This window comes from Pseudomonas sp. SID14000, assembly GCF_002165135.1.
Classification (GTDB): domain Bacteria; phylum Pseudomonadota; class Gammaproteobacteria; order Pseudomonadales; family Pseudomonadaceae; genus Aquipseudomonas.
Genome location: NZ_NFZQ01000015.1, coordinates 1 through 24,999 on the forward strand (window position 1 = coordinate 1; position 24,999 = coordinate 24,999).

At 62.9% G+C, this 24,999-nt stretch carries 27 protein-coding genes and 1 tRNA gene; 16 read left to right on the top strand and 12 right to left on the bottom strand.

The genetic code is table 11. The features are described from left to right. Window positions 1-161: 161 nt before the first annotated feature. From CAY82_RS20895 to CAY82_RS20910, 4 genes are all read right to left on the bottom strand, one after another. Window positions 162-452: a PA4642 family protein gene (locus CAY82_RS20895; protein ID WP_087502879.1), complete on the bottom strand. Its 291-nt coding sequence runs from the start codon at window positions 450-452 to the stop codon at window positions 162-164. A gap of 68 nt (window positions 453-520) precedes the next feature. After that, a complete protein-coding gene (locus tag CAY82_RS20900; protein WP_087502880.1) occupies window positions 521-991 on the bottom strand; it encodes a hypothetical protein in 471 nt (156 codons plus the stop codon). A gap of 71 nt (window positions 992-1,062) precedes the next feature. Next, complete coding sequence (locus CAY82_RS20905; protein WP_087502881.1) at window positions 1,063-1,536, bottom strand: WbuC family cupin fold metalloprotein; 474 nt, start codon at window positions 1,534-1,536, stop codon at window positions 1,063-1,065. 2 nt (window positions 1,537-1,538) lie between these two features. Next, window positions 1,539-2,096: a hypoxanthine-guanine phosphoribosyltransferase gene (locus CAY82_RS20910; RefSeq protein WP_003256346.1), complete on the bottom strand. Its 558-nt coding sequence runs from the start codon at window positions 2,094-2,096 to the stop codon at window positions 1,539-1,541. A gap of 158 nt (window positions 2,097-2,254) precedes the next feature. Here CAY82_RS20910 and upp point away from each other — a divergent pair, with 158 nt between their 5' ends. Both upp and CAY82_RS20920 read left to right on the top strand, forming a co-directional pair. Further along, window positions 2,255-2,893: a uracil phosphoribosyltransferase gene (gene upp / locus CAY82_RS20915; protein ID WP_087502882.1), complete on the top strand. Its 639-nt coding sequence runs from the start codon at window positions 2,255-2,257 to the stop codon at window positions 2,891-2,893. A gap of 2 nt (window positions 2,894-2,895) precedes the next feature. Beyond that, window positions 2,896-4,170, top strand: a complete 1,275-nt coding sequence (locus tag CAY82_RS20920) for a uracil-xanthine permease family protein (protein WP_046616023.1) — start codon at window positions 2,896-2,898, stop codon at window positions 4,168-4,170. A gap of 132 nt (window positions 4,171-4,302) precedes the next feature. Here the strand turns inward: CAY82_RS20920 and hemH are convergent, their stop codons facing one another. Then, window positions 4,303-5,316: a ferrochelatase gene (hemH, locus tag CAY82_RS20925; RefSeq protein WP_087502883.1), complete on the bottom strand. Its 1,014-nt coding sequence runs from the start codon at window positions 5,314-5,316 to the stop codon at window positions 4,303-4,305. A gap of 13 nt (window positions 5,317-5,329) precedes the next feature. Continuing rightward, window positions 5,330-6,235, bottom strand: coding sequence for a TIGR01777 family oxidoreductase (locus tag CAY82_RS20930; protein ID WP_087502884.1), 906 nt, complete (start codon window positions 6,233-6,235; stop codon window positions 5,330-5,332). Window positions 6,236-6,422: 187 nt separating this feature from the next. On the opposite strand from CAY82_RS20930, the gene CAY82_RS20935 reads away from it, so the two are divergent. The 5 genes from CAY82_RS20935 to CAY82_RS20955 all read left to right on the top strand — a co-directional run bounded on the left by CAY82_RS20935 (window position 6,423) and on the right by CAY82_RS20955 (window position 11,495). Then, window positions 6,423-7,409, top strand: coding sequence for an NAD(P)/FAD-dependent oxidoreductase (locus tag CAY82_RS20935; RefSeq protein WP_087502885.1), 987 nt, complete (start codon window positions 6,423-6,425; stop codon window positions 7,407-7,409). A 100-nt stretch (window positions 7,410-7,509) separates the two neighbouring features. Continuing rightward, window positions 7,510-8,478: a DUF523 and DUF1722 domain-containing protein gene (locus tag CAY82_RS20940; protein WP_087502886.1), complete on the top strand. Its 969-nt coding sequence runs from the start codon at window positions 7,510-7,512 to the stop codon at window positions 8,476-8,478. Continuing rightward, window positions 8,468-9,367: a MerR family transcriptional regulator gene (locus CAY82_RS20945; protein ID WP_087502887.1), complete on the top strand. Its 900-nt coding sequence runs from the start codon at window positions 8,468-8,470 to the stop codon at window positions 9,365-9,367. The genes CAY82_RS20940 and CAY82_RS20945 overlap by 11 nt, the downstream gene beginning before the upstream one ends. Then, window positions 9,358-10,800: a deoxyribodipyrimidine photo-lyase gene (gene phrB / locus CAY82_RS20950; protein ID WP_087502888.1), complete on the top strand. Its 1,443-nt coding sequence runs from the start codon at window positions 9,358-9,360 to the stop codon at window positions 10,798-10,800. The genes CAY82_RS20945 and phrB overlap by 10 nt, the downstream gene beginning before the upstream one ends. After that, on the top strand, window positions 10,797-11,495 hold the full coding sequence (locus tag CAY82_RS20955; RefSeq protein ID WP_087502889.1) for an SDR family oxidoreductase: 699 nt from the start codon (window positions 10,797-10,799) through the stop codon (window positions 11,493-11,495). Before phrB ends, CAY82_RS20955 begins: the two co-directional genes overlap by 4 nt. A gap of 123 nt (window positions 11,496-11,618) precedes the next feature. On the opposite strand, the gene CAY82_RS20960 is transcribed toward CAY82_RS20955, so the two are convergent. The 6 genes from CAY82_RS20960 to hemA form a co-directional block, all read right to left on the bottom strand. After that, window positions 11,619-12,137 (bottom strand): acyloxyacyl hydrolase, encoded by a 519-nt coding sequence (locus CAY82_RS20960; protein ID WP_087502890.1) that lies wholly within the window; start codon window positions 12,135-12,137, stop codon window positions 11,619-11,621. A gap of 101 nt (window positions 12,138-12,238) precedes the next feature. Next, window positions 12,239-13,036: a glutamate racemase gene (murI, locus tag CAY82_RS20965; protein WP_087502891.1), complete on the bottom strand. Its 798-nt coding sequence runs from the start codon at window positions 13,034-13,036 to the stop codon at window positions 12,239-12,241. Then, the gene (locus CAY82_RS20970) at window positions 13,029-13,784 is read right to left on the bottom strand and encodes a molybdopterin-synthase adenylyltransferase MoeB (protein WP_013970911.1); all 756 of its coding nucleotides are present in this window, start codon (window positions 13,782-13,784) and stop codon (window positions 13,029-13,031) included. Before CAY82_RS20970 ends, murI begins: the two co-directional genes overlap by 8 nt. Continuing rightward, on the bottom strand, window positions 13,778-14,608 hold the full coding sequence (gene prmC, locus CAY82_RS20975; protein ID WP_087502892.1) for a peptide chain release factor N(5)-glutamine methyltransferase: 831 nt from the start codon (window positions 14,606-14,608) through the stop codon (window positions 13,778-13,780). Before prmC ends, CAY82_RS20970 begins: the two co-directional genes overlap by 7 nt. Then, on the bottom strand, window positions 14,608-15,690 hold the full coding sequence (gene prfA / locus CAY82_RS20980) for a peptide chain release factor 1 (protein ID WP_013970909.1): 1,083 nt from the start codon (window positions 15,688-15,690) through the stop codon (window positions 14,608-14,610). Before prfA ends, prmC begins: the two co-directional genes overlap by 1 nt. Then, the gene (gene hemA / locus CAY82_RS20985; protein ID WP_063911223.1) at window positions 15,687-16,964 is read right to left on the bottom strand and encodes a glutamyl-tRNA reductase; all 1,278 of its coding nucleotides are present in this window, start codon (window positions 16,962-16,964) and stop codon (window positions 15,687-15,689) included. Before hemA ends, prfA begins: the two co-directional genes overlap by 4 nt. A 518-nt stretch (window positions 16,965-17,482) precedes the next feature. On the opposite strand from hemA, the gene CAY82_RS20990 reads away from it, so the two are divergent. The 9 genes from CAY82_RS20990 (at window position 17,483) to CAY82_RS21030 (ending at window position 24,884) form a co-directional block, all read left to right on the top strand. Continuing rightward, window positions 17,483-19,204 carry a tetratricopeptide repeat protein gene (locus CAY82_RS20990; RefSeq protein ID WP_087502893.1) on the top strand — a complete coding sequence of 574 codons (1,722 nt, stop codon included), beginning with the start codon at window positions 17,483-17,485 and terminating at the stop codon, window positions 19,202-19,204. Between the two features lie 4 nt (window positions 19,205-19,208). Then, entirely contained in the window at window positions 19,209-19,826 is a 618-nt protein-coding gene (gene lolB, locus CAY82_RS20995) for a lipoprotein insertase outer membrane protein LolB (RefSeq protein WP_046616010.1), read from the top strand. A 3-nt stretch (window positions 19,827-19,829) separates the two neighbouring features. After that, the gene (gene ispE / locus CAY82_RS21000) at window positions 19,830-20,690 is read left to right on the top strand and encodes a 4-(cytidine 5'-diphospho)-2-C-methyl-D-erythritol kinase (protein WP_087502894.1); all 861 of its coding nucleotides are present in this window, start codon (window positions 19,830-19,832) and stop codon (window positions 20,688-20,690) included. Between the two features lie 20 nt (window positions 20,691-20,710). Further along, window positions 20,711-20,785, top strand: a tRNA-Gln gene (locus tag CAY82_RS21005). A gap of 47 nt (window positions 20,786-20,832) precedes the next feature. Further along, on the top strand, window positions 20,833-21,774 hold the full coding sequence (locus CAY82_RS21010) for a ribose-phosphate pyrophosphokinase (protein ID WP_016391678.1): 942 nt from the start codon (window positions 20,833-20,835) through the stop codon (window positions 21,772-21,774). 121 nt (window positions 21,775-21,895) lie between these two features. Further along, window positions 21,896-22,489, top strand: coding sequence for a 50S ribosomal protein L25/general stress protein Ctc (locus tag CAY82_RS21015; RefSeq protein WP_087502895.1), 594 nt, complete (start codon window positions 21,896-21,898; stop codon window positions 22,487-22,489). 79 nt (window positions 22,490-22,568) lie between these two features. Beyond that, window positions 22,569-23,153 (top strand): aminoacyl-tRNA hydrolase, encoded by a 585-nt coding sequence (gene pth / locus CAY82_RS21020; RefSeq protein WP_008099045.1) that lies wholly within the window; start codon window positions 22,569-22,571, stop codon window positions 23,151-23,153. Window positions 23,154-23,177: 24 nt separating this feature from the next. Beyond that, window positions 23,178-24,278, top strand: coding sequence for a redox-regulated ATPase YchF (gene ychF, locus CAY82_RS21025; protein ID WP_087502896.1), 1,101 nt, complete (start codon window positions 23,178-23,180; stop codon window positions 24,276-24,278). A 135-nt stretch (window positions 24,279-24,413) separates the two neighbouring features. After that, window positions 24,414-24,884 carry an OsmC family protein gene (locus CAY82_RS21030; RefSeq protein ID WP_087502897.1) on the top strand — a complete coding sequence of 157 codons (471 nt, stop codon included), beginning with the start codon at window positions 24,414-24,416 and terminating at the stop codon, window positions 24,882-24,884. Window positions 24,885-24,999 lie beyond the last annotated feature (115 nt).

The following is a 24,999-nucleotide window of genomic DNA, read 5'->3' on the forward strand; positions in this document are numbered from 1 at the left end:
GATGCATTCTTTATCGGCGCTTTGGTGGAAGGGGTGGGGCGATGTCTCCCACGGTCTGTACTGCTGTGAACAGTCAGAATCGGGCATTTAGTCCCACCCCCCCTTCAAGTCTAACCATACAAGCGGGTTTACCCGCGAAGAGGCCGGAGCAGGTTTACAAATCAACCACGGGCCTTGGCGATGATCTCGATGTAATCCGCCGCATTGCGCTGGTCGGCAATCTGCTCGACAAAAGTCTTGCCATGCTCGTCCTTGCCATCCAGGTCAAACCCGGCCTCGACGAAGAAACCGACAAAACGCTCGAAATCGTCAATGCGCAGGCCTCGGTAGGCCTTGACCAGCTTGTGCAGCGACGGCGAGGTCACGCCATCGGCCGGCTCGAACTGAAGGAACGTCTTGATGTAGTCGTCGCTGATCTCGTCACCGATTACCTGTTTCTTGTCTTTACGCATTGCCGACTCCAACTGGACCATCACGAAATTTCGAAGGCCGGCAGTGTACCCCCCGCAGGCCGGGCGCCTCAACGCGTACGTACGGTACCGGTGTGCAGGTCGGCCCAGATGTGGCCGTTGCCATAAGTGAGAAACTGTACATACAGCGTTTCATTGCGCAGCAGATCCATGATCACGCGGTAGTCGCTGACCGGATAATTCAGGCTCAGGGTGCGGGTTTTCTCGTCGTACACGGGTTTCTTCAGGCTCTTGGCTGCTTCACCATCGAAGGTCAGCAGTACCTGGGCGATGGTCGCGCCCTTGCTCAGCGGCTTGCCTTTGAGGCGCACCTGCAACGAAGAAGTGATCGGGATCGGCTGCTGGTCGGATTGGCGCTGGGCCCCCACTACCACCGAGTAGTCGGTCACTTGCAGCAATTGCTGGCCGGTCGGCGCTTCCTGGCGCAGGGACTGGTCGTCAGGCGGCAGGAACTGGCTGTGCAGCGGTGCGGCGGCGAGTGGCAGGCTGACTGCCAGTAGCAGGGGAAGAATCGCACGCATGTGAGGCTCCTTTTATGAAGGAGCACTCTAGCACGGCCTGCACAGCCTCTTGTAGGAACGCAGGCCTGACATCAATCGAACTGCGCGAGCATCCAGGCCTGGTATTCGGCCACACCGGCTTCACCTTCACGCGGCGCCCAATGCGCATGCTCACCCTCGCCCACCGGCCGGTAGGGCCCGGCCTTGCACTCGAACAGGATGCTGTCCCGCTCCAGCACCACCAGCCCATGGTAGATACCGGGAGCCAGGTCCACACCCAGGCAATCGCCGCCGGCCCGCAGTACCCGCCTGTCGGTCACCACACCGTGCTCGTCGAAGAGCAACAGGCCCAGACGGCCCTTGAGCACGATCAGCGTTTCGGCTTTGCCATCGCTGAGATGACGGTGCGGTGGGATGTAGGTGCTTGGCTGCAGCCCTACCGCCATGCGATGGCAAGGCTCTTCCATCTCATGGAAATTATGGTGCTGCCGCCCGCGCGGGTTGGCGGCAGCCTGTGCGGCCAGCTCGGCGAACAGCGATTGGTCGATGAACGCAGGCTGGCGCATGATCACAACCCCTTGACGGCAAAGATGCCGTTGGCGTTGCGCCAGTAGCCTTTGTAGTCCATGCCGTAACCGAAGATGTAGCGATCGACGCAGGGCAGGCCCACGTAGTTGGCTTTGAGCTCCGGGCTGGCCTTTCGGTCATGGTCCTTGTCGATCAGTACCGCCGTGTGCACCGAGCGCGCGCCGGCATGCTTGCAGAACTCGATGATCGCGCTGAGGGTGTGGCCTTCGTCGAGGATGTCGTCGACGATCAGCACGTCACGGTCGATGAACGACACTTCCGGCTTGGCCTTCCAGAACAGCTCGCCGCCACTGGTCTGGTTGCGGTAACGGGTGGCGTGCAGGTAGCTGGCTTCCAGCGGGAACTGCAGGTGGGTCAGCAGTTTGCCAGAGAAGATCAGGCCGCCATTCATCACGCAGAACACCACCGGGTTCTTGTCATGCAGGTCCTTGCAGATCTGCTCGCCGACTTTGGCAATGGCCGCTTCGACTTCGGCTTCGGTGTACAGGCAGTCAGCTTCACGCATGACTTGACGGATATGCTCGAGATCGGCGGACATGGCGCTCTCCGGGGGGCATTTTGGAAAAGCGGGCAAAGGTACGCATCCGCTCGTCACAGATCAAGCATTTATGGACTAACGTCCAAATGATCAGACGACAGCACAGGCTGAATAGATTAATCTAGCGCGGTTTTTTTGCCCGCCTTTCGGAGCCCCCTATGCCCACTCGTGAGATCCGCCATCCGCTGATCCGCCACAAGCTCGGCCTGATGCGCCGTGCCGATATCAGCACCAAGAATTTTCGCGAACTTGCCCAGGAAGTCGGCGCGCTCCTGACCTACGAAGCCACCCAGGACCTGCCGCTCGAAACCTACGAGATCGACGGCTGGTGCGGCAAGGTGCAAGTTGAAAAGATCGCCGGCAAGAAGATTACCGTGGTGCCGATCCTGCGTGCTGGCATCGGCATGCTCGACGGCGTGCTCAGCCTGATCCCGGGTGCCAAGGTCAGCGCAGTCGGCGTTGCCCGCAACGAGGAAACCCTCGAAGCCCACACCTACCTGGAAAAGCTCGCGCCGGACATCAACCAGCGCCTGGCCCTGATCATCGACCCGATGCTGGCCACCGGCGGTTCGATGGTCGCCACCATCGACCTGCTGAAGAAGGCCGGCTGCAAAGAGATCCGCGCCATGGTCCTGGTCGCCGCGCCAGAAGGCATTGAAGCGGTGGAAAAAGCCCACCCGGATGTGCAGATCTACACCGCCTCGGTCGATCAGCGCCTGAACGAACATGGTTATATCGTGCCGGGTCTGGGCGATGCCGGTGACAAGATCTTCGGCACCAAGCAAAAGGACGCCTGACCATGCAGGACGGCTTCAACGACCCGCTCTGGCGCCAGGTCGTTTCGGGCGCGCAGATGCTCTTCGTGGCATTCGGCGCGCTGGTGCTGATGCCGCTGATCACCGGCCTCGACCCGAACGTCGCGCTGTTCACCGCCGGCATCGGCACCCTGCTGTTCCAGTTGGTCACCGGCCGCCAGGTACCGGTGTTCCTGGCCTCAAGCTTTGCCTTTATCACCCCGATCATCCTCGCCAAGGGCCAGTTCGGCCTGGCCGAGACCATGGGCGGCGTGATGGCTGCAGGCTTCGTGTACACCTTCATGGGCCTGATGGTGAAAATCAAGGGTACCGGTTTCATCGACCGCATGCTGCCGCCGGTGGTGATCGGCCCGGTGATTATCTCCATCGGCCTGGCCATGGCGCCGATCGCAGCCAACATGGCGATGGGCAAGGCCGGTGACGGCAGCGTGCTGTTGCCGTACAAGACCGCCATGATGATCTCGATGCCGGCCCTGCTGACCACACTGATTGTCGCCGTGTTCGGCAAAGGCATATTCCGCCTGGTGCCGATCATTGCCGGCGTGCTGGTAGGCTTTGCCCTGTCGTTCGCCTTTGGGGTGGTCGACACTGCCAGGATCGCCGCCGCACCGTGGCTGGAGCTGCCCAACTTCACCGCACCAGCGTTCAACTGGCAGGCCATCCTGTTCATCGTTCCGGTCGCCCTGGCACCGGCGATCGAGCACATTGGCGGGGTGATCGCTGTCGGCAGTGTGACCGGCCGTGACTACCTGAAGAAGCCCGGCCTGCACCGCACCTTGCTGGGTGACGGCCTGGCCACAACTGCAGCCGGCCTGTTCGGCGGCCCGCCCAACACCACCTATGCCGAAGTGACCGGCGCGGTGATGCTGACCAAGAACTACAACCCGAAGATCATGACCTGGGCGGCGGTCTTCGCCATTACCCTGGCCTTCATCGGCAAGTTCGGCGCGCTGCTGCAGAGCATCCCGGTACCGGTGATGGGCGGCATCCTGTGCCTGCTGTTCGGTTCGATCGCGGCGGTTGGCATGAACACCATGATCCGCCACAAGATCGACCTGGCCGAAGCGCGCAACCTGGTGATCGTGTCGGTAACCCTGGTGTTCGGTATCGGCGGCGTGCTGATCGGCAGCGGTGACGGCCCGGATGACTGGGGCCTGAAGGGCATCGCCCTGTGCGCCATCGTGGCTATCGCCCTGAACCTGATCTTGCCTGGCAATGATGGCTGGAAGCACAAGAAGCTGGATGATCAGTTGCCTTGATCCGGCTTTAGCCTGACCCGGCCACTTCGCGGGTAAACCCGCTCCCACAGGTACCCCGCTGCCCTCAGGCCTTGTGCAAAACCTGTGGGAGCGGGTTTACCCGCGAAGAGGCCAGAACAAGCAACCTTGGACTCAGGCTTTTTCGCACATCCCCGCCAGCGCTTTCACCCACTGCGGGTGATCATTCAGGCACGGCACCAGCACCAGCTCCCGCCCGCCGGCCTCGACAAACTGCTCGCTCCCGCGCATGCCGATCTCTTCCAGCGTCTCGATGCAATCAGCCACGAACGCCGGGCACATTACCAGCAGCTTCTTCACCCCGGCCTTGGCAAGCTCGTCCAGCCGAGCCTCGGTATAGGGTTCGATCCACTTGGCTCGCCCCAGCCGCGACTGGAACGACACAGACCATTTGCCATCGGGTATGCCCATTTTCTGTGCAAAGGCCCTGGCCGTGGCCAGGCACTGCCCGCGGTAGCACACCGCACGCATGTCGGCACTGGCATCCTTGCAGCAATCGGCAGCCTGGAAGTCATGCTTGCCGGTAGGATCCAGCTTCTTCAGGTGCCGTTCCGGCAAGCCGTGGAAGCTCAGCAGCAGGTGATCGTAATCCTGCTCCAGGTACGGCCGGGCACTGGCGGCCAGTGCCTCGATATAGTCCGGGTGTTCGTAGAACGGCTGCAGCACGCGCATCTGCAACGGCAGCTTGCGTTCGTTGACCGTCTGCTTGGCCAGCTCCACAACAGTGGTCACCGTGCTGTCAGCAAACTGTGGATACAGCGGCGCCAGGGTCACCTTGCGCACACCCTGGGCCACCAGCCGCTCCAGCACCTCGGACAAGGCCGGCTGGCCATAGCGCATGGCAATCTCCACCGGGCCATGGGGCCAGTGCTCGACCATCGCCGCCTGCAGGCGGCGGGTCAGCACCACCAGCGGCGAGCCTTCCTCCCACCAGATGGAGCCATAGGCGTGCGCCGACTGCTCCGGGCGCTTGATCAGGATCAGCGACACCAGCAGACGCCGCACCGGCCAAGGCAGGTCGATCACGTACGGGTCCATGAGGAACTGGTTGAGGTAGCGGCGTACATCGGCCACCGAGGTGGAGGCCGGGGAACCCAAGTTGACCAGCAGCAGAGCGTGATCGGTCATGCAGCGTCCTATGTCAGAGGCGGCTGGACAGGTTGTCCAGGGCCGATTGCAAATCGTTGAAGCGGAAGGTGAAGCCTGCCGCCAGCAAGCGTACCGGGCGGGCGCGCTGGCCACCAAGCAGCAAGGTCGACAGCTCACCTAGCCCGGCCTTGAGCAGCAGTGCCGGCACCGGCAGCAACGCCGGCCGGTGCAGGGTGCGGCCCAGGCGCCTGGCGAACTCGCGGTTGCGCACCGGCTCAGGGGCGCAGGCATTATAGGGACCGCTGGCATCCTTGTGCTGCAACAGAAAATCAATCAGGGCGATCTGGTCGTCTATATGGATCCAGGGCATCCATTGCCGCCCGTCACCCAAAGGCCCGCCCAGTCCCAGTTTGAAGGGCACGCGCAGGCGCGACAAAAAGCCGCCATCACTGGCCAGCACCAACCCGGTACGCACCAACACCACACGAATACCCTGAGCCTGGGAACGCAGGGCCGTCTCTTCCCAGGCAATGCACAACTGACTGGCGAAATCTTCGCGCACCGGTGGTGAAGCCTCGGTCAGCTCGCGCTCGCCACCGTCTCCGTACCAGCCCACCGCTGAGCCGGAGATCAGCACTTCCGGACGCTGTTCACGGGCGCCCAGCCAGGCCAGCAACTGCTCGGTAAGGGTAATGCGACTGGCCCACAACAGGTTGCGCCGGGCAGCCGTCCAGGGCCGGTCGGCAATCGGTGCGCCGGCCAGGTTGATCACCGCGTCCAGCTGATCGTCCGCCTCCAGTTGCTCCAGGCGGGCGATGCCACGCACGCCGGCTCCGCAGATTCTCGGCACCTGCTCAGGTCGCCGGCTCCACACCGTCAGGCGATGACCCTGGCCGAGCCAGTACTGGCACAGGTGCTTGCCTATCAACCCGGTGCCGCCTGTCAGCAATATATGCATGGCTGTGTCCTCGCAGAATGCGGCGGTGGTCTATTTTTAACATCAAGGCACTTTTTTGACCCGACGCTCTCGGATAAACATAGGCCAACCTGCCCTCCAGTGCGGAATAACCTTATACAAAATTTGCGCATTGTACAGGTCTGCCTGACAGCGTAGTCTGCTTACAGCAAGGTTTGAAGAGGCCATCATGACAGTACCTATCGCCATCATTGGGGCCGGTATCGCCGGTCTGTCAGCCGCCCAGGCGTTGCAGAAGGCCGGGCAATCCGTGCATTTGTTCGACAAAGGCCACGGCAGTGGCGGACGCATGGCCAGCAAGCGCAGCGATGTCGGCGCGCTGGACCTTGGTGCACAGTACTTCACCGCCCGTGACCGGCGCTTCGTCGAGCAGGTACAGCAGTGGGTTGCCGCCGGTTGGGCCGAACAATGGAAGCCGCAGTTGTACAACTACCGCGATGGTGAACTCAGCCCCTCTCCCGACGAGCAGACGCGCTGGGTGGGCGTGCCACGCATGAGTGCAATCACCCGTGGCCTGCTCAAGGACATGACGGTCAACTTTGGCTGCCGCATCGCCGAGGTGTTCCGCGGCAAACAGTACTGGCACCTGCAGGACACCGAAGGCTGCAGCCACGGCCCCTACAGCCGCGTAGTGATCGCCGTGCCGGCACCGCAGGCCACACCACTGCTGGCTTCTACCCCCAAGCTCGCCGCCGTGGCCGCCGGCGTGCAGATGGAGCCCACCTGGGCCGTCGCCCTGGCCTTCGAGACCCCGTTGGACACCCCGATGCAAGGCTGTTTCGTGCAGGCCAACCCGCTCGACTGGCTGGCGCGCAACCGCAGCAAGCCCGGACGTGCCGAGAAATTCGACACATGGGTACTGCACGCCACCCCGGACTGGAGCCGGCAACACATCGACCTGCCCAAGGAAAAGGTAATCGAACAGCTGTGGGGCGAATTCGCCGAACTGGTCGGCTGCGTGGTGCCGGCACCTAATTTCGCGTTGGCCCACCGGTGGCTGTATGCACGCCCAAGCAGCAACCATGAGTGGGGCGCGCTGGCCGATGCAGACCAAGGCTTGTACGCCTGCGGCGACTGGTGCCTGTCAGGACGTGTCGAGGGCGCCTGGCTCAGTGGCCAGGAAGCCGCGCGGCGGCTGCTCGAACATCTCGAGTGATTTAGAGCTGTACAAAAAAACTGGTTTGCATAACTTCTGGGCTGTGCTGGAATAACCTGTACAAATTTTTTGTCACGTACAGGTTTAATGGAGGCAGCCCATGCACGACTCATCCGCCTACAGCAAGCCGCGTATCGCCATCAGCGCCTGCCTGACCGGGCACAGCGTGCGCTATAACGGCGGCCACAAGGCTTCCGACCTGTGCCGCAAGCAGCTCGAGGAACATTTCGACTGGTTGCCGGTGTGCCCAGAGGTGGCGATCGGCCTGGGCGTACCGCGCGACCCGATCCGCCTGGTCGGCAACCCCGAGCAACCGGAAGTGGTCGGTACCCGCAACCCCGGCATGGACCTGACCGGCCCGCTGCGCAGCTACGGGGAACAAATGGCTGTTGAACTCGACGATATCTGCGGCTACATCTTCATGCAGAAATCGCCTTCCTGTGGTCTGGAGCGGGTGAAGGTATATCAGGACAACGGCCACCCGGCCTTCCATGGCGGGCGGGGGGTGTATGCCCAGGCGTTCTGCGCACGGCGCCCGGACCTGCCGGTGGAAGAAGAAGGCCGCCTGCATGACCCAGTGCTGCGCGAGAACTTCATCAGCCGTGTGTACGCCTACGCCGACTGGCAGCAGCTGCTGGCCGAGGGCCTGAGCCGTGGCGCCCTGGTGCGTTTCCACTCGCGCTACAAGTACCTGCTGATGGCCAACAACCCGCAGGCCTACCGCAGCCTGGGGCGCCTGCTCGGCAGCATGAGCAAGGACGATGACCCGCAAAGCATCGGCCCACGCTACTTCAGCCAGCTGATGCAGGCTCTGCGCCGCTGTGCCAGCCGTGGCACTCATTGCAACGTGCTGCAACATCTGAGCGGCTACTTCAAGGACATCCTCACACGACAGGACAAAGCCGAGCTGCAGGCCATCATCGGCCAGTACCAGCAAGGCGTGGTGCCGCTGGTAGTGCCGCTGACCCTGCTCAAGCACCATTTGCGCAAGCATCCCGATCCGTATCTACAGCAGCAGGCCTACCTTCAGCCGCACCCCGAGAGCCTGGGCCTGCGCAATGCCGTCTGAGATCCTGTTGCCCATCGGCGAACTGGCTCGCCGCACGGGTGTCAATCCCGTCACCCTGCGAGCCTGGGAGCGCCGCTACGGCCTGCTCAAGCCCCAGCGTACTGCCAAGGGCCATCGCCTGTATCCGCTGGAGCAGGTCGAACGAGTAGAAGCGATCCTCGCCTGGCTGCAGCGCGGCGCCTCAGTCGGCCAGGTACGCGAGCTGCTCGACAAACCGACCAGCACGCCGCCGAAAAGTGACTGGCAAGCTCGGCAGTTCCAACTGATCGAGGCCATTGCCACGCTGTCGCAGCGCGCCCTCGACCAGCAGCTCAACCAAGCCATGGCCCTTTACCCGGCCGTCACCCTGTGCGAGCAATTGCTGTTACCGCTGCTCGACCTCCTCGACCTGCGCTGGCGCAATTACTTCAACGCACGGCTGGAACAGGTGTTTTTCCACAGCTGGCTGCGCAGCAAGCTGGGTGCCCGGGTGTACCACGACAACCAGTTGCTGCAAGGCCCTGCCATCTTGCTGGCCGAAGACAGCGAACACACCTTCAGCCCCGGTTTTTGGTTGTGCGCCTGGCTGTTCACCAGCAACGGCTTACCGGTAGAAGTGCTGGAGCACGCCATTGCCGGCCCGCACCTGCAACGCGCCGTCACCATGCTCAAGCCGCGCGCCGTGCTGCTGCACCTGGGGCCACGCATCGATGACAAGGCGCTGCAACGCACCCTGTCCAACCTGCCCGTACCGACCCTTGCCGGCGGGCCGATGCTGGCGCTGCACGAAGCCCGGCTGCGCGCCCTCAGGCTGCCCAACCTTGCCCTGTTCGATACCCCACAGGCGGCATTGCGTTTGCTGCAAGCCCATGACCGCCAGCCTGGAGAGATGACCGCACCATGCACCTGACCTGGCTGCGCAGCGACCTGCGCATCGATGACAACACCGCGCTGAGCGCCGCCAGCGAGCGCGGCCCGACCCTCGCCCTGTGGCTGGTCAGCCCCGGGCAATGGCTGGCCCACGACGATGCCGCCTGCAAAGTCGACTTCTGGCTGCGCAACCTGCACGACCTGCGCCAGTCGCTGGAACGCCTGAACATCCCCCTGCTGATCCGCAAGATCGACACCTGGGACCAGGCGCCACAAGCCGTGCTCGATGTCTGCCGCCAACATCAGGTGCAAAGCGTGCACTGGAACGAGGAGTACGGCATAAACGAGCAACGCCGCGATGACGCCACCTGGGCACTGCTGAAAAAGTCGGCCATCCCGGCCCACAGCCACCTCGACCAGCTGTTGTTCCGCCCGGGCACCATCCTTACCCGCAGCGGCAACTATTTCCAGGTGTTCAGCCAGTTCAAGAAGAGCTGCCTGGAGCACCTGCACCGCAGCCTTCCCGCCTTGGCCCACCGGGTAAAGCGCCAGGCACCGCTGCAGATCAGCAGCGACCCGATCCCCCAGCACGTGGACGGCTTCGAAAAACCCGCGCAGGCCCTGCGCGACCACTGGCCGGCCGGTGAAGCCGAGGCACAAGCGCGGCTGGCCCGCTTTCTCGACGAAACCATCGACGGCTACCAACAACTGCGCGACTTGCCAGCCGAGCCCGGCACCAGCCAGCTCTCCACCTACCTGGCCGCTGGCGTGATCTCGCCTCGCCAGTGCCTGCACGGTGCCCTGGCCAGCAACCGCGGTGAGTTCGACAGCGGCAGCATCGGCGTGCAAACCTGGATCAACGAGCTGCTGTGGCGCGAATTCTACAAACACATCCTGACCGGTTATCCACAGGTCTCGCGTCACCGCGCCTTCCGCGCCGAGACCGAAGCCCTGCCTTGGCGCGACGCGCCAGCAGACCTCGAAGCCTGGGAACAGGGCCGTACCGGCTTCCCGATCATCGACGCCGCCATGCGCCAACTGCTGCACACCGGATGGATGCATAACCGCCTGCGCATGATCGTGGCCATGTTCCTCAGCAAGAACCTGCTGATCGACTGGCGCAAGGGCGAGCGGCATTTCATGCGCCATCTGATAGACGGCGACCTGGCCGCCAACAACGGCGGTTGGCAGTGGAGCGCGTCCACTGGCACCGACGCCGTGCCCTATTTCCGCATCTTCAACCCGGTTTCGCAGTCGCAGCGTTTTGACCCGCAAGGGCGTTTCATTCGGCACTGGCTACCGGAATTGCAGGGGCTGGATGAAAAAAACATTCACCTCCCCGTAAAGTCAGCCGATCTTTTTGCTAGATATTTCTATCACAGTCCAATTGTCGATCTTGACAGCAGTCGCCAGCGCGCATTGGGAGCATTCAAGAACCTCCCGCGCCGGCAGGATCAGAGGGCAACATCGTGAACAACGCACGCAGTATCTGGGTGACGGGTGCAGCCAATGGACTGGGCCTTGCGTTAGTGGAAAAATTGCTCGGGCAAGGACACCAGGTAGCTGCAAGCGGCAAGCATGGCGAGGCACTGGAGGCCTTGCGCGCACGCTATGGCAGCCAGCTGTTGCGCTTGCCCTGGCAGTTGCACGAAGAACAGCAGGCGGCCCAGGCCAGCCAGCAGATCTGTCATGCCTGGTGCACGCTGGACGGCTTGATCATCAACGCAGGTACCAGCGATTACCTGGCGGATGATGTGGCGGACAACGAGCTGTTCGAGGCGATCGTCACAGGCAACCAGTTGGCCGCCGAGCATTGCCTGGCCAGTGCGCTGCCTTTGCTGGCGAAGGGTGACTCGCCGCAGGTGATGGCGGTTTTCAACCGGTATTCGGCCTTGCAGTTATATGCGCCGACGCAGGTGACTGCGGGCTGGAACAACCTGCCGCAATGGATGCGTGAGCAGCGTCAGGCGCTGAAGGGTCAGGGGATTGAACTGACGGTAGTGGGGCCACAGTCGTTGAAGACACCTGTGACACCGGCACAGGCGATACCGGAGGCGTGGACACCGCATAATGCTGCAGATGAGCTGCTGCGGCGGTGGCCGCAGAGGGAACCGGAGCTGGTGCTGGAGGCTTTGGACCTCAACGGCCTGTGGCCGTTGACGCGCTAGAGTCTGGCATCGGCACTGCCTTCTTCGCGGGTAAACCCGCTCCCACAGGTACACCACTGCACTCAAGATACAGTCCACCCTGTGGGAGCGGGTTTACCCGCGAAGAGGCCGGCACAGGAGCGCTCAGAGCGCCATGCGGTAATGCAGGCTGTAGCTCTCCACGCCATCGTTGGGCTGTTTGATGCCCGCGTTGGAATAGTGAATCGCCCGCACGCCAATCTCATGCCCACCGGCAAAGCGAAAGCCAAAGCCGATGCGGTCCTCGAACTGGAATGCCGAGCCTAGCTCGTTGTCTTCCAGCTCGGTGCTGGAGAACGCTGCCACACCAATCCCCGCCTCTATGTAAGGCTTCACCGACTCCCCGGCAAACTCATAGACGAATACCGGCGCGAACGACAGGCTGTGGTTGCTCGCGGTCTTGTCGCCATCCCAATAGGTGTAGGCCCCATCCCAGTACCCCGTCAGGCGCCCGGCGCTGGTCTGCCACCAGCTCGTCTGCCAATTCGACTGCAGCCCCAACCGGTAGACCATGGTCGAGTCACCGGTCTGTCCAACCGAAAACGAAACGTCGGCAGCCTGCGCCGACAGTGAGTGCCCCAAGGTAAAGGCGGCAGCCGCCGCCAAGCCGAGCAGCTTCTTCATGAGCAACATCCTTCTTTGCTGTTATCAGTGTCCGCCTCATGTAAGGCAAGGCGGTAGAAAGCGGCAGCGGTACGATAGTTCAGCTGCTTTTCACACTTTTTTCACAATGGAAAGCTTTGCACACTGCCAGATTTAAGCCACAGCAAAGGTAGGATTTTTCTGAGAGATTGCGGATCGGCGCTGGTCCAGAAGCGGGTCTCCTGGGCCGGCCCATCGGCCAGCAGGTCATCCGCGCCCAGCAACCGCTGCAGTTGGCGCGCCACCGCGGCACCGGTGTCAATGATGGCCACGTCGGCTGGCACCATGCCGGCCAGCAACGGGCGCAGGAAGGGGTAATGGGTGCAGCCGAGAATCAGCGTGTCGCAGCCAGCAGCCAGCAACGGCTGAACATAACCTTGCAGCAACTGGTGCAGCGCCGGGCTGGCCAGGTCGCCGGTCTCGATCAGCTCGACCAGCCCCGGGCAAGGTTGGGTGATGACCTGTACGTCGCTGGCAAAGCGGTCGAGCAAGGCGGCGAACTTGGCGCTCTGCAGGGTACCGGTGGTGGCCAGCACACCGACCACGCCCGAGCGCGTGGCGGCGGCCGCGGGCTTCACCGCTGGCTCCATGCCCACCAGCGGCCAGGCCGGATACAGCTCGCGCAGGTCGGCCACCGCCGCCACCGTGGCGGTATTGCAGGCCAGTACCATGGCCTTGGCGCCCTGTTCATGAAAGAACGCAGCAATGCGCCGGAGACGCTCACGGATATAGTCCGGCGACTTCTCGCCGTAGGGTATGTGGCCGCAATCGCCCACGTACAGCAGCGTCTCGTTGGGCAGCAGGCGCTGGATCTCGGCGAGTACCGACAAGCCGCCAACCCCGGAGTCCATCACGCCGACCGGCGCCGATCGCTCAGCCATCGCGCTTGCCACAGACCGCACAAGCCGGGTCGCGCTTGACCCGCAATTCGCGGATACGAGTGCCGAGCGCATCGATCAACAGCAGGCGACCGACCAGCGGCTCGCCGAACCCGGCCAGCAGCTTCATCGCCTCCAGCGCCTGCAGGCTGCCCACCAGGCCCACCAGCGGACCGATCACGCCAGCTTCGCTGCAGGTCAGTTCGGCCTCACTGCCATGGCCGTACAGGCAATGGTAGCAAGGGCTGTAGTCACGCCGTGGGTCGAACACCGACAACTGCCCTTCCAGGCGGATCGCCGCACCGCTGACCAGCGGCTTGCCAGCCGCGACGCAGGCAGCGTTGACCGCCTCGCGGGTACCGAAGTTGTCGGAGCAGTCCAGCACCAGGTCGACCGCCGCTACGGCGGCCGCCAGCGAGTCCTCGTCCAGAGCCTGGCGATGGGCAACCAGGCTGATTTCCGGGTTGATCGCCTGCAAGCGCTGCAGGGCGGAATCGACCTTGCTCATGCCGACGCTGGCACTGTCGTGGATCACCTGGCGTTGCAGGTTGGTCAGGTCGACAGTGTCGAAGTCCGCCAGGTGCAGTTCACCCACCCCGGCGGCGGCCAGGTACAGGGCGACTGGCGAGCCAAGACCACCGAGCCCGACAATCAACGCCTTGCTCTGCTTGAGCCGCAACTGGCCGTCAATGTCGATCTGGGCCAGCAATACCTGCCGGCTATAACGCAGCAGTTCCTGATCACTCAGCATGGCATACGCCCCAGGGTAATGCGTTCATGGCCGCCCAGGTCCGTGCGGCTGGCGACCTCGATGAAGCCTTGTTCAGCCAGCAAGGCGCGTACTGCCGCTGCCTGATCGTAGCCATGTTCCAGCAGCAACCAGCCACCCGGCACCAGGTGCGCGGGGGCCTGGGCGGCGATTACGCGCAGGTCGTCCAGGCCATCGGCGCCTGCCACCAGCGCGCTGCTGGGCTCGAAGCGCACATCACCGGCGACCAGGTGCGGGTCTGCTGCGGCAATGTAAGGCGGGTTGCTGACAATCAGATCGAAACATTCGCCGGCCAGGCTATCGAACCAGTGGCTGAGCCGTACCTGGGCGTTCGACAGGCCAAGCCGCTGGCGGTTGCGTTCGGCCAGGGCGGCGGCCTCCTCCACCCGATCCACAGCAGTTACCTGCCAGGCCGGGCGCTCGCTAGCCAGGGCCAAGGCAATCGCGCCGGTGCCGGTGCCCAGGTCAAGGACCTTGGCCGGTGTGGCAGGTTGCAGCTCAAGGGCGGCTTCGACCAGCAGCTCGGTATCCGGCCGCGGGATCAGGGTATGCGGCGCCACTTCCAGGTCGATCTTCCAGAAACCCTGCAGCCCGAGAATGTAGGCGACCGGTTCGCCGCCACGGCGGCGCTGCAGGTAACCGGCATAGGTCTCGGCGTCTTCGCTGCTGACGATTCGCTCGGGCCAGGTGTGCAGATAGCTGCGCGACTTGCCGATGGCCGCGGCCAACAGCAGCTCGGCATCCAGCCGCTCGGTGGGCGATTCTGGCAAGTGTGCGTTGCGCAGCAGGCTGGCGATGATGGTCATCAGTCCCCCAGGGCGGCCAGTTGATCGGCCTGGTATTCGGCCAGCAGCGGCTCGATCACCGCCTCCACGCCGCCGGCGAGGATGTCGTCCAGCGAGTACAAGGTCAGGTTGATACGGTGGTCGGTGACCCGGCCCTGTGGATAATTGTAGGTACGGATGCGTTCGGAACGGTCGCCAGAGCCGACCAGCAGCTTGCGCTCGGTGGCGATGGCGTTCTGCGCGGCGCTGGTCTGCATGTCGTTGAGCTTGGCCGACAGCCAGGACATGGCGCGGGCACGGTTCTTGTGCTGCGACCGCTCCTCCTGGCACTCGACGACGATACCGGTGGGCAAGTGGGTGATACGAATCGCCGAGTCGGTCTTGTTGACGTGCTGGCCACCGGCACCGGATGCACGATAGGTGTCCACGCGCAGGTCGGCCGGGTTGATCTCGATGGCCGCCTGTTCGTCCGGCTCGGGCAGTACCGCCACGGTGCATGCGGAGGTGTGGATACGGCCTTGGGATTCGGTCTCGGGCACGCGCTGTACGCGGTGCGCGCCGGACTCGAACTTGAGCTTGCCGTACACGCTCTCACCCTCGACGCGGGCGATGATTTCCTTGTAACCGCCGTGCTCGCCTTCGTTCTCGGAGAGGATTTCCAGGCGCCAGCCACGCTTTTCGGCATAACGCGAATACATGCGGAACAGGTCGCCCGAGAAAATCGCAGCCTCGTCACCGCCAGTGCCGGCGCGAATTTCGAGGAACACGTTGCGGCCGTCGTTGGGGTCCTTGGGCAACAGCATGCGTTGCAGCTGCGACTCCAGCGTCAGCAGTTGTTCCTTGGCTTCACGCACTTCTTCCACGGCCATTTCGCGCAGGTCCGGGTCACTGTCCTTGAGCAGCGCCTGGGCACCTTCGAGGTCGTCCTGGACTTTGCGCCACTCTTTATAAGCAGCGTAGACCGGCTCGACTTCGGCGTACTCGCGGGAATAGGCGCGAAAGCGCGTCTGGTCGGAAATGACCTCGGCATCACCGAGCAGTGCGGTGAGTTCTTCGAAGCGGTCCTGGAGGATTTCCAGTTTGTTCAGCAGCGACGCTTTCATTGCGGGGATTTGTCCGTCGAGCCCTCGTTGAGGGCAAAGAGTTCCTGGGCCATGGCCAGCGCATCGAGGCGGCCCTCGGCCGAGAGCCTTTTCAGTTGCACGCTGGGTGCGTGCAGGAGTTTGTTGGTCAGCCCCCGGGCCAGTTGGGCCAGTACGTCTTCGGGGTTGCCACCGTTGGCCAGCAAGCGCTGAGCCTTTTGCAGTTCTTCGTCGCGCAGGCGCTCGCTTTGCTGGCGATATGCCTTGAGCACGTCCACCGCGGCCAGCTCGCGCAGGCGCAGCATGAAGTCTTCAGCCCCCACCGACACCAGCTCTTCGGCGGCCTGGGCCGCTCCCTGGCGACTCTTGAGGTTCTCCGCCACCACGTCGTGCAGGTCATCGACAGTGTACAGGTAGACGTCGTCCAGTTCGCCGACTTCGGTTTCGATATCGCGCGGTACGGCGATGTCGACCATGAATATAGGCTTGTGCCGACGCTGCTTCAGCGCGCTCTCGACCGCCCCCTTACCGAGGATCGGCAACTGGCTGGCGGTGGAGCTGATGACGATGTCGCTGTTGGCCAGTTCCTGAGGGATGTCGGCCAGCAATACCGCGTGCGCACCGAACTGCTCGGCCAGGATGCTGGCCCGTTCCAGGGTACGGTTGGCCACGACGATGCGGCGCACGCCCTGCTCATGCAGGTGGCGAGCGACCAGGGTGATGGTTTCGCCGGCACCTATCAGCAGGGCCTGGCTGCGGCCCAGGTCGCTGAAGATCTGCTTGGCCAGGCTGACCGCGGCAAACGCCACAGACACCGGGTTTTCGCCAATGGCAGTGTCGGTGCGCACCTGCTTGGCGGCGCTGAAGGTGGCCTGGAACAGGCGGCCAAGCAACGGGCCAACCGTGCCGGCCTCACGCGCCACGGCGTAGGCGGACTTCATCTGGCCGAGGATCTGCGGCTCGCCGAGCACCAGCGAGTCCAGGCCCGAGGCCACCCGCATCATGTGCTTCACCGCCTCGTGCTCTTCGTGCACGTAGGCGCTGGCGCGCAGCTCGTCGAGGCTGAGGCGGTGGTAGTCGGCGAGCCATTGCAGCACGGCATCGGCGGACAGGTGGTCCTGCTCGATATAGAGCTCGCTACGGTTGCAGGTCGACAGAATCGCCGCTTCGCGGCTGGATGTCAGTCGGCAGAGCTGCTGCAGGGCGTCTACCAGCTGCTCTGGGGTAAACGCCACGCGCTCGCGTACGTCTACCGAGGCAGTCTTATGGTTGATACCAAGTGCAAGAAAGGCCATGCAAGGTCGCTGGTTGTGACGAGAAGCCGATAATTGTCCTCTTTCGCAGGTTTCAGGACAACCACCGTTGGTGTTCGCCTTGACACTTTCTGCGCCTGTAAAATCGAGCGCCGCCCGCGCGGCGCTTCGCGGGACAAGCCCGCTCCCACATTTGTTGCAACGTGCCGAACCTGTCAGGCCATGGTTGCCCGCCTTGTTGGCTCGACTCTATTTCGAGGTGGACACATCCGCAGCCCCACCTGTCTGAAGACATGCACCAAGGCTGACAACGCCTCTCCAACAGACATGGCCACGTTGCAACAAATGTGGGAGCGGGCTTGTCCCGCGAAGCGCCGCGCGGGCGGCGCTCGATCTCCGCACCACCATACCAATCAAGCCATACACCCGGCACAACCAACCTGTCCGGAACCCTTCCCCCCCCTCAAAGGTCGCAGTTAACCAGCCACAGCACAGGTGGGTTTGCCCCCGCGCTTGTGTCATCATGCTCCGACCGCCGGTGAGTCCTCTTAAAACCTTTTATGAACAAACCATACGCATTCCTGCTTGCCTTCGCCCTGCTCCAGGGTTGCCAGAGCCTGGCCCCGCAAAAGGCCGAGCCTCCCGTCGCCGAGGCCGGCAAACCCGAGGCGGAAAAGCCCGTGGTGTATGGCTCGTTCAAGCAGGACACTCTCTATAGCCTGCTGGTGGCGGAGCTGGCCGGCCAACGCAACCGGTTCGACATCGCCCTGGCCAACTACACCGACCAGGCCGCGAAAACCCAGGACCCGGGGGTTTCCGAGCGCGCCTACCGCATTGCCGAATACCTCGGCGCCGACGAACCGGCGCTGGACAACGCTCTGGTCTGGGCCCGCAACGACCCGCAGAACCTCGACGCCCAGCGCGCCGCAGCCATCCAGCTGGCCCGCGCCGGCCGCTATGACGACTCCATGGCCTACATGGAAAAGGTCCTGCAGGGCCAGGGCGATACCCATTTCGATTTCCTCGCCCTGTCCGCCGCCGAAACCGACCAAGGCACCCGCGACGGCCTGCTGCAAAGCTTCGAGCGCCTGCTGGTGAAGTACCCGGATAACAGCCAGCTGGTGTTCGGCAAGGCCCTGCTGCTGAACCAGGACGGCAAGGCCGAAGAAGCTTTGGAGCTGCTCGAAGCGCACCCGCCGCAAAACGGCGAAGTCGCCCCTATCCTGCTGCGCGCGCGCCTGCTGCAGGCCCTGGACCGTGGCCCGGAGGCCCTGCCACTGCTGCGCGGGGCGATTCGCGACAACCCGGACGACAAGCGCCTGCGCCTGACCTATGCCCGCACCCTGGTCGAACAGGACCGCATCGCCGATGCCAAGGGCGAGTTCCTCAGCCTGGTCCAGCAATACCCAGAGGACGACGAGCTGCGCTATTCGCTGGCCCTGGTGTGCCTGGAAAACAAGGACTGGGATGAAGCCGAGAGCTATCTGCAGGAGCTGATCGAACGCGACAGCAACGTCGACGCCGCACACCTGAACCTGGGCCGCATCCGTGAGGAACGCCACGACCCCGCAGGCGCCCTGCGTGAATACGCTCTGGTCGGCCCGGGCCCCGACTACCTGCCGGCGCAACTGCGCCAGGCCGATATCCTGATCGCCAACGGCCGTGGTACCGAGGCCTCACGCCTGCTCGCCGATGCCCGCGAAGCCCAGCCGGACTATGCCATCCAGCTGTTCCTGATCGAATCGGAAAGCTACAGCAACAACAACAAGGACGCCCAGGCCAGCCAGGTACTGCAACAAGCCATCCAGCGTTACCCGGACGACCTCAACCTGCTGTACACCCGCGCCATGCTGGCCGAAAAGCGTGACGACCTGACGCAGATGGAAAAAGACCTGCGCGCCATCATCGCCCGCGAGCCGGAAAACGCCATGGCCCTGAACGCCCTGGGCTACACCCTGGCCGACCGCACCACCCGCTACAGCGAAGCCAAGGCACTGATCGACAAGGCCCACCAGCTGACCCCGGACGACCCGGCGGTGCTCGATAGCCTGGGTTGGGTCAACTACCGCCTGGGCAACCTCGACGAGGCTGAAACCTACCTGCGCAAGGCCTTTGCCAGCTTCCCCGACCACGAAGTAGCTGCGCACCTGGGTGAAGTTCTATGGGCCAACGGCAAGCGCCGCGAGGCCCGTCAGGTCTGGGCCAAGGGCTTCGAAGCCCAGGCCGACAGCCCCATCCTGCGCAAGACCATCCTGCGCCTGACCGGATCCGAGACTCTTTAACGCCATGTTCCTGCGCCATTGCATTACCTTCACCCTGATCGCCCTGCTGGCCGGCTGTGCCGGCTTCGGTAGCCGCGAGGCCCTACAGGGCCACGGCGACCCGCAGCAGTGGCGCGCCCATAAAGAGCAGTTGAGCAGCCTCGATGGCTGGCAGATCAACGGCAAGGTCGGCATCCGTGCCCCGCGCGACTCCGGCAGCGGCACGCTGTTCTGGCTGCAACGCCAGGACTATTACGACATTCGCCTGGCCGGCCCACTGGGCCGTGGCGCCGCACGCCTGACCGGCCGCCCCGGCGGCGTGGTACTGGAAGTGGCCAACCAGGGCCGCTACGAGGCCCCCAGCCCGGAAGCCCTGCTCGAAGAACAACTGGGCTGGCAGTTGCCGGTCTCGCACCTGGTCTGGTGGGTACGCGGCCTGCCCGCCCCCGACAGCAAGAGCAAGCTGACCCTGGACGGCGACAGCCGCCTGGCCAGCCTCGACCAGGATGGCTGGCAGGTGCAGTACCTGAGCTACACGGAACAGAACGGCTACTGGCTGCCCGAGCGCCTGAAGCTGCACGGCAAGGACCTCGACGTGACCCTGGTGGTCAAGGACTGGCAGCCGCGCCAGCTGGGGCACTGATACATGCATACCCTCACTCTGCCCGCTCCGGCCAAGCTCAACCTGTGGCTGCACATCATCGGCCGCCGCGCCGACGGCTATCACGAGCTGGAAACCGTGTTCCAGTTTCTCGATCACGGCGACGAACTGAGCTTTGCCGTGCGTGACGACGGCGTGATCCGCCTGCATACCGAGATCGAGGCAGTGCCGCACGACAGCAACCTGATCGTGCGCGCCGCGCGCAAGCTGCAGGAACAATCCGGCACTACGTTGGGCGCCGACATCTGGCTGAGCAAGGTGCTGCCCATGGGCGGCGGCATCGGCGGCGGCAGCTCGGATGCCGCCACTACCCTGTTGGCCCTCGCCCACCTGTGGCAACTGGACTGGGACGAAGATCGCCTGGCCGCCCTTGGCCTGAGCCTGGGCGCCGACGTACCGGTATTCGTGCGCGGCCACGCGGCATTCGCCCAGGGTGTGGGTGAACAACTGACCCCGGTCGACCCGGAAGAGCCGTGGTATGTCGTGCTGGTGCCGCAAGTGTCTGTCAGCACAGTAGAAATTTTTTCACATCCACAGTTGACACGTGATTCTCTCCCCCTTAAGATGCGCCCCGTTCCCGAGGGAAACAGTCGAAATGACTGCCAACCGGTGGTAGAGCAGAGTTACCCGGAAGTTCGCAATGCGTTGAATTCACTGGGTAAATTCACTGAGGCTCGACTAACCGGTACTGGAAGTTGTGTGTTTGGGGCCTTCCCAAGCAAAGCCGAAGCTGATAAAGTTCTGGCCCTTCTTTCAGCGACCCAAACAGGGTTTGTGGCGAAAGGAAGCAACGTTTCGATGTTGCATCGCAAGCTGCAAAGTCTGATCAAGAAGTCGAGCGCATAAGCGTTCGCAGCAACAGATACAGGGGCGTCGCCAAGCGGTAAGGCAGCAGGTTTTGATCCTGCCATGCGTTGGTTCGAATCCAGCCGCCCCTGCCATTTTCCTTATACTCATCCAGGTTACCCTCAGCCTCCAGGTACTGCGCGTGTCCAAGATGATGGTCTTTACGGGGAATGCCAACCCCGATCTGGCTCGGCGTGTAGTACGTCAGCTGCATATCCCTCTCGGTGACGTCTCTGTCGGTAAGTTTTCCGACGGCGAGATCAGTGCCGAGATCAATGAAAACGTTCGCGGTAAAGACGTCTTCATTATTCAGCCGACCTGTGCCCCGACCAACGATAACCTGATGGAACTGGTAGTGATGGCCGACGCCTTCCGCCGCTCCTCAGCATCCCGAATCACCGCCGTGATTCCTTACTTCGGATACGCCCGCCAGGACCGCCGTCCGCGTTCGGCACGTGTAGCCATCAGCGCCAAAGTCGTCGCTGACATGCTCACTGTCGTTGGTATCGACCGTGTACTCACCGTCGACCTGCACGCTGACCAGATCCAGGGTTTCTTCGATATCCCGGTCGACAACATCTACGGCTCGCCCGTACTGGTCGACGATATCGAAGACCAGCGTTTCGAGAACCTGATGATCGTCTCCCCGGACATTGGTGGTGTCGTGCGCGCACGTGCCGTCGCCAAGTCCCTGGGCGTCGACCTGGGTATCATCGACAAGCGCCGCGAGAAGGCTAACCACTCCGAGGTCATGCACATCATCGGCGACGTCGAAGGGCGCACCTGCATCCTGGTAGACGACATGGTCGACACCGCCGGCACCCTGTGCCACGCGGCCAAAGCCCTGAAAGAACACGGCGCGGCCAAGGTTTACGCCTACTGCACGCACCCTGTCCTGTCGGGCCGCGCGATCGAGAACATCGAGAAGTCGGTACTGGACGAGCTGGTGGTGACCAACACCGTTCCGCTGTCCGCCGCTGCTCAAGCCTGTGACCGTATCCGCCAGCTGGATATCGCACCGGTTGTCGCTGAAGCGGTCCGCCGCATCAGCAACGAAGAATCGATCAGTGCGATGTTCCGCTAAGCGGAACACACGCTGACGAAAAGCGCCCCGCCCCAACACTGGTTGTTGGGGCGGGGCTTTTTTGCCATCCCCGTTGGCGCTGGTCGCAAACGCCCTCGGGGGGCTATTTTGGAGAAACAAAATGACCGAATTCACTCTGAACGCCCAAGCGCGTACTGACCTGGGGAAAGGTGCGAGCCGCCGCCTGCGTCACTCCGCCAACATCCCAGCCGTTGTCTACGGTGGTAACCAGGACGCCCAGTCCCTGACCATCCTGGCCAAGGAAATCACCAAGCTGTTCGAAAACGAGGCTGCCTTCAGCCACGTTCTGGAACTGAACGTCGACGGCGCCAAGCAAAACGTCGTGGTCAAGGCCCTGCAGCGTCACCCGGCCAAAGGCTTCATCATGCACGCCGACTTCGTTCGCGTCGTTGCTGGCCAGAAACTGACCGCCAAGGTACCGGTTCACTTCGTCAACGAAGAAGCCCCGGTCAAGAAAGGCGGCGAGATCTCCCACGTAGAAGCCGAGATCGAAGTTTCCTGCGAAGCCAAAGACCTGCCTGAGTTCATCGAAGTTGACCTGGCCAACGCTGAAATCGGCACCATCATCCACCTGTCGGACCTGAAAGCTCCTAAAGGCGTAGAGTTCGTAGCTCTGGCCCACGGTGATGACAAAGCTGTTGCCAACGTTCACGCTCCACGCGTTGCTCCAGAAGCAGAAGGCGCTGCCGAGTAATCCACTCGCGCGCCGGCGTTGATCGGGTTACAGTGCCGCGCGCCCTGTAACCCACCAACTCCAAGGAAGAGCCCCTGACGTGACCGCCATCCAGTTGATCGTCGGCCTGGGTAACCCCGGCCCCGAATACGAACAGACCCGGCATAACGCAGGGGCTCTTTTCGTTGAGCGCATTGCCAGCGCCCAGCGCGTCTCGTTGACCGCTGACCGCAAATATTTCGGCCTGACGGCTAAATTCAGCCATCAGGGCAACGACGTTCGTCTGCTCATCCCCACCACCTACATGAACCGTAGCGGCCAGTCCGTGGCGGCCTTGGCCAATTTCTTCCGCATCAAGCCGGAAGCGATCCTGGTGGCGCATGACGAACTCGACCTGCCCCCGGGCGTCGCCAAGCTCAAGCGCGGCGGTGGCCATGGTGGGCACAACGGCCTGCGCGACATCATCGCGCAGCTCGGCAACCAGAACGACTTCCACCGCCTGCGGCTTGGCATCGGCCACCCGGGCGACGCCAAACTGGTCTCCAACTTCGTCCTGGGCCGCGCGCCGCGCGCCGAGCAGGAGAAGCTCGACGCCAGCATCGATTTTGCCCTCGGCGTGCTGCCGGACGTGCTTGCCGGCGACTTCGCCAAGGCGATGCGCGAGCTGCACAGCCAGAAGGCCTGATTTCCTTTAGAGAGGGGAATACCCATGGGTTTCAATTGCGGCATCGTCGGCCTGCCCAACGTCGGCAAGTCCACCCTGTTCAACGCCCTGACCAAGTCTGGCATCGCGGCGGAGAACTTCCCCTTCTGCACCATCGAGCCAAACAGCGGCATCGTGCCGATGCCCGATGCGCGCCTGAATGCGCTGGCTGAAATCGTCAAGCCAAACCGCATCCTGCCGACCACCATGGAATTCGTCGACATTGCCGGCCTGGTGGCTGGTGCCTCGAAAGGCGAAGGCCTGGGCAACAAGTTCCTCGCCAACATCCGCGAGACCGACGCCATTGCCCACGTGGTGCGCTGCTTCGAAGACGAGAACGTGATCCACGTTTCCAACAGCGTCGACCCCAAGCGTGACATCGAGATCATCGATCTCGAGCTGATCTTCGCCGACCTCGACAGCTGCGAGAAGCAACTGCAGAAGGTTGCCCGCAACGCCAAGGGCGGCGACAAGGACGCCCTGGCGCAGAAGGCAATCCTCGAGCAACTGATCCCGCACTTCACCGAAGGCAAGCCAGCGCGCAGCCTGATGAAGAACATGAGCGCCGAAGACAAGGCGATCATTCGCGGCTTCCACCTGCTGACCAGCAAGCCGGTGATGTACATCGCCAACGTGGCCGAAGACGGTTTTGACAACAACCCGCACCTGGACGTGGTCAAGGCCATCGCCGAGGAAGAAGGCGCGGTAGTGGTGCCGGTGTGCAACAAGATCGAAGCGGAAATCGCCGAGCTTGAAGATGGCGAGGAGAAGGACATGTTCCTCGAGGCCCTGGGCCTGGAAGAGCCTGGCCTGAACCGCGTGATCCGTGCCGGCTACGAGCTGCTGAACCTGCAGACCTACTTCACTGCCGGCGTGCAGGAAGTACGTGCCTGGACCGTACGCGTCGGTGCCACCGCACCACAAGCCGCTGGCGTGATCCACACCGACTTTGAAAAAGGCTTCATTCGCGCTGAAGTGGTGGCCTATGACGATTTCATCCAGTTCAAGGGTGAGAGCGGTGCCAAGGAAGCCGGTAAATGGCGTTTGGAAGGCAAGGATTACATCGTCAAAGATGGCGATGTGATGCACTTCCGCTTCAACGTCTAAGCGCCAGCCTGCAGTACCCACAAACCCCTTGAGGCCAACGCCTCAAGGGGTTTTGTTTTTTCTGGCATTTGGCAATCGGCGCGTGCACCCTGTGGGAGCGGCCTGCCGTGCGGCTGATCAATCCAAGGAGGAACGATGAAAGAACACCAGTACGAGGTTCAGGTTACCTGGACCGGCAACAAGGGCGATGGTACCTCCAGCTACACCGCCTACAGCCGAGACTTCAGCGTAGAAGCACCAGGGAAAACGCCCTTCGCAGGCTCGGCAGACCCGGCCTTTCGCGGTAACCCGCAACGCTGGAACCCGGAAGACCTGCTGGTGGCATCGCTGTCGGCGTGTCACAAGCTCTGGTACCTGCACCTGTGCGCAGTGAACCAGGTGAAGGTGCTTGCATACGTCGACAAGCCCTTGGGGCGCATGGTGGAAGGCGACCCCCAGGGCAAAGGCCGCTTTACCCATGTGCAGCTTCGCCCGCAGGTGACTATCAGTGTCGATTCGGATCGCGAGGTTGCCCTGCGTTTGCATGAGGATGCACACCATGAGTGCTTCATTGCCAACTCGGTGAATTTCCCGGTTGAGTGCGCGGCGGTAGTGACGGTCGCGTAGATGGCTTGAGATTGTCGGGGCTGCTTTGCAGCCCATCGCGACACAAGGCCGCTCCCACAAGTACAGTGCCAATCCATCAGTGAGCGGTATTCCTGTGGGAGCGGCCTTGTGTCGC

Excerpts from the sequence above, each read along its gene's own strand:
- CAY82_RS20895 (WP_087502879.1), bottom strand. The coding sequence starts at position 452 with ATGCGTAAAGACAAGAAACAGGTAATCGGTGACGAGATCAGCGACGAC.
- CAY82_RS20900 (WP_087502880.1), bottom strand. The coding sequence starts at position 991 with ATGCGTGCGATTCTTCCCCTGCTACTGGCAGTCAGCCTGCCACTCGCC.
- CAY82_RS20905 (WP_087502881.1), bottom strand. The coding sequence starts at position 1,536 with ATGCGCCAGCCTGCGTTCATCGACCAATCGCTGTTCGCCGAGCTGGCC.
- CAY82_RS20910 (WP_003256346.1), bottom strand. The coding sequence starts at position 2,096 with ATGTCCGCCGATCTCGAGCATATCCGTCAAGTCATGCGTGAAGCTGAC.
- upp (WP_087502882.1), top strand. The coding sequence starts at position 2,255 with ATGCCCACTCGTGAGATCCGCCATCCGCTGATCCGCCACAAGCTCGGC.
- CAY82_RS20920 (WP_046616023.1), top strand. The coding sequence starts at position 2,896 with ATGCAGGACGGCTTCAACGACCCGCTCTGGCGCCAGGTCGTTTCGGGC.
- hemH (WP_087502883.1), bottom strand. The coding sequence starts at position 5,316 with ATGACCGATCACGCTCTGCTGCTGGTCAACTTGGGTTCCCCGGCCTCC.
- CAY82_RS20930 (WP_087502884.1), bottom strand. The coding sequence starts at position 6,235 with ATGCATATATTGCTGACAGGCGGCACCGGGTTGATAGGCAAGCACCTG.
- CAY82_RS20935 (WP_087502885.1), top strand. The coding sequence starts at position 6,423 with ATGACAGTACCTATCGCCATCATTGGGGCCGGTATCGCCGGTCTGTCA.
- CAY82_RS20940 (WP_087502886.1), top strand. The coding sequence starts at position 7,510 with ATGCACGACTCATCCGCCTACAGCAAGCCGCGTATCGCCATCAGCGCC.
- CAY82_RS20945 (WP_087502887.1), top strand. The coding sequence starts at position 8,468 with ATGCCGTCTGAGATCCTGTTGCCCATCGGCGAACTGGCTCGCCGCACG.
- phrB (WP_087502888.1), top strand. The coding sequence starts at position 9,358 with ATGCACCTGACCTGGCTGCGCAGCGACCTGCGCATCGATGACAACACC.
- CAY82_RS20960 (WP_087502890.1), bottom strand. The coding sequence starts at position 12,137 with ATGAAGAAGCTGCTCGGCTTGGCGGCGGCTGCCGCCTTTACCTTGGGG.
- murI (WP_087502891.1), bottom strand. The coding sequence starts at position 13,036 with ATGGCTGAGCGATCGGCGCCGGTCGGCGTGATGGACTCCGGGGTTGGC.
- CAY82_RS20970 (WP_013970911.1), bottom strand. The coding sequence starts at position 13,784 with ATGCTGAGTGATCAGGAACTGCTGCGTTATAGCCGGCAGGTATTGCTG.
- prmC (WP_087502892.1), bottom strand. The coding sequence starts at position 14,608 with ATGACCATCATCGCCAGCCTGCTGCGCAACGCACACTTGCCAGAATCG.
- prfA (WP_013970909.1), bottom strand. The coding sequence starts at position 15,690 with ATGAAAGCGTCGCTGCTGAACAAACTGGAAATCCTCCAGGACCGCTTC.
- hemA (WP_063911223.1), bottom strand. The coding sequence starts at position 16,964 with ATGGCCTTTCTTGCACTTGGTATCAACCATAAGACTGCCTCGGTAGAC.
- CAY82_RS20990 (WP_087502893.1), top strand. The coding sequence starts at position 17,483 with ATGAACAAACCATACGCATTCCTGCTTGCCTTCGCCCTGCTCCAGGGT.
- lolB (WP_046616010.1), top strand. The coding sequence starts at position 19,209 with ATGTTCCTGCGCCATTGCATTACCTTCACCCTGATCGCCCTGCTGGCC.
- ispE (WP_087502894.1), top strand. The coding sequence starts at position 19,830 with ATGCATACCCTCACTCTGCCCGCTCCGGCCAAGCTCAACCTGTGGCTG.
- CAY82_RS21015 (WP_087502895.1), top strand. The coding sequence starts at position 21,896 with ATGACCGAATTCACTCTGAACGCCCAAGCGCGTACTGACCTGGGGAAA.
- ychF (WP_087502896.1), top strand. The coding sequence starts at position 23,178 with ATGGGTTTCAATTGCGGCATCGTCGGCCTGCCCAACGTCGGCAAGTCC.
- CAY82_RS21030 (WP_087502897.1), top strand. The coding sequence starts at position 24,414 with ATGAAAGAACACCAGTACGAGGTTCAGGTTACCTGGACCGGCAACAAG.